Raw genomic sequence first — 2,645 nt, 5'->3', positions numbered from 1 at the left:
TCAAACTCAGGTAAGCTGTACTTTCTAAAAATTAAATTTTGATCTAAGTGATTCTGGACGGCTTTTAGCTGATATTTATATGTGTGCCGATTGCTGGGCGAGTAGGGCGATCGCTAATTCCCACATGTACATGACAGGCAAAAATAACTAGCTCACGGGTGAGTTGTTGATAATCTTCCATAAGCGTTTGATAACGTTCTTTGGGTGTGAGCTGCTGTTGATCCCAGTGTGAAAACGGGTGTGTGCCAGCGGCGGCAATTTGGTTCCCATCCTTGGCAGCCGCCGTTATCACTTCACGACGCAAACGAACAAGCTCAAAGCGCACATCTGCAAGTGTTCTACAGATGGGCGTACCAATTTCTATCTGCGAACGTTGGGCTTCTGGCTGTACCTCCAAGCCAAGGGCTTTCTGGGCTTTTGGCAGAACGTGTTCCACACGCGAACTCAGTTCCCGCGTCGTCGGATTGATAATTTGATATACCTCTTCGACACCAATAGTAAATTCTTCAGCTTGAGATGACATACCTGGTGTTTCCTTTACTTGTTAAGGAATCTTATTGCCATGAGCGGCAACAGTGGGATTAATCGGTCGAGTAGGGGCGAACTTTTAACAGCTAAATGTACTAAATGTTTGCTAATAAGTCCCAAACTAAAAGATGGCTTAATTCAATGAAACAAACATCACTCTGAGGTTGTGGATTGCATTACTCCAAAAGAATATTTGAAAACTGGCATGGTCAAAATTCAGGATGAATTCTGTATGACTGGCGTTTGAATAAATGGGTTTAATACCCCCTAAACATTGAAATTTAGCGGTCTATAATTAGTGGCGGGTCTGAATCCCCCATTTTCTGGTTCTGATTCCTGTACATGGATAGCGGGGCGTTTAGCCCATTCTGGCTTCTGGGTTCTTCTAAAAATTTTTATTTTGTAATAGGTATGACCAAACAATTCGCAATTCGCACTCTTGCTACGCCCCGCTCCGCTAACGCAATTCGTAATTTGATTAGGGCGAAAAAGCGAATTAATTGATTAATTGCCTAAAAGTGGGTACAAGCCCTCACTGATTTAATTGCGAATTGCTTTGACTAGCCTTAATGTCGGACATTAAGACAGCATTACGCGATATGAAACATTAGCTTTGGTACATATTAAAGTTTCAGATAAGATATAAAATATATTGTGTAAAATAACAAATTTTAAACGGTAGAACAATATGGAAAACAATAAAGAATACCATATGTCCTCAGATGAATTTCGTCATTGGGGATATCAAACTATTGATTGGATAGCTAATTATTTAGAAACAGTAGAGCAACTGCCTGTTTTATCTCAATTAGAACCTGGAGACATTAGAGCTAAACTACCAGAAACAGCCCCAGTAAAAGGAGAGTCTTTTGCAGATATTTTACAAGATTTAGATAAAATCATTGTACCGGGATTGACTAATTGGCAGTCTCCAAACTTTTTTGCTTTCTTTCCTACAGGTATTTCTGCACCATCAATTTTAGGAGAATTAGTCAGTGCAGGACTTGGAGTTCAAGGAATGTTATGGGCAACTTCTCCAGCTTGTACTGAGTTAGAAACTCATGTTCTAGACTGGTTAATAGATATGTTGAAACTTCCCTCGCAGTTTAAATCTTCGACCACAGGAGGAGGAGTAATTCAAGACTCAGCCAGTAGTGCTTCTTTAGTAGCTTTGATAGCAGCTAGAGAACAGTTAAAAGCAGATATTAATCAACTAGTTGTGTACACTTCTACTCAAGCACACTCTTCAATTGAGAAAGCTGCCAGAGTAGCGGGAATTAAGCAAGAAAATTTACATTTAATTGAGGTTGATGCTGATTATAGAATGTGTCCAGAATTACTACAACAGCAAATTGTTAGAGATATTAAATCTGGGTTAATCCCTTTTTATATTGCTGCTACTGTGGGGACAACCTCATCTCATGCCATAGATCCATTAACAGAAATAGGTGCGATCGCTCAAGTACATAACATTTGGCTCCATGTTGATGGTGCAATGAGCGGTACAGCAGCTATATGTCCTGAGTATCAGTGGATTCATCAAGGATTAGAACTAGCAGACAGCTATTGTTTTAATCCTCATAAATGGATGCTAACTAATTTTGATTGTACCTGTTTTTATGTCAAAGATCGAGCTAAACTAATTCATGCACTATCTATCATGCCTGAATTTCTCAAAAATCAAGCTAGCACGTCTGGTAAAGTTATTGACTATCGAGATTGGCAGATTTCTTTAGGACGTAGATTTAGAAGTCTCAAACTATGGTTTGTAATTCGGCACTATGGTATAGAAGGTTTACAATATTATATTCGTAAGCATATTGCTTTAGCACAAGAATTTGCTGAATGTGTAAAATCTCATCCTCGTTTTGAGCTAGTTGTGAATCCTCCGTTAAATTTGGTATGTTTCCGCCATAAATTGGGTGATGCAATTAACGAAAAAATTATTAACAATATCAACTCTTCAGGTAAAATCTATCTTACTTCCACCAAACTGGAGCAAAAATTAACTTTAAGAATGTCAATTGGACAAGCAACCACAGATAAAATACACGTAAAGCAGGCTTGGCAATTAATTTGTCAAACTGCTGAAGAGATAGAAAATAATTAACTCAATA

The 2,645-nt window shown here is 38.4% G+C and carries 2 protein-coding genes; one reads left to right on the top strand and one right to left on the bottom strand.

Features of this window, described 5'->3' with window-relative positions; translation table 11 throughout:
* Positions 1-64 precede the first annotated feature (64 nt).
* Positions 65-523 carry a glutamate-cysteine ligase family protein gene (locus tag H6G26_RS40805; RefSeq protein ID WP_190737743.1) on the bottom strand — a complete coding sequence of 153 codons (459 nt, stop codon included), beginning with the start codon at positions 521-523 and terminating at the stop codon, positions 65-67.
* A 693-nt stretch (positions 524-1,216) separates the two neighbouring features.
* Between H6G26_RS40805 and H6G26_RS40800 the strand changes: the two genes are divergently transcribed.
* Entirely contained in the window at positions 1,217-2,638 is a 1,422-nt protein-coding gene (locus H6G26_RS40800) for a pyridoxal-dependent decarboxylase (protein WP_190737739.1), read from the top strand.
* Positions 2,639-2,645 lie beyond the last annotated feature (7 nt).

Source organism: Nostoc sp. FACHB-888 (assembly GCF_014696655.1).
In the GTDB taxonomy this organism is placed as follows: Bacteria; Cyanobacteriota; Cyanobacteriia; order Cyanobacteriales; family Nostocaceae; genus Nostoc.
The sequence above is the reverse complement of the archived record's forward strand: the minus strand, read 5'-3'. Positions and strand labels throughout refer to the sequence as shown.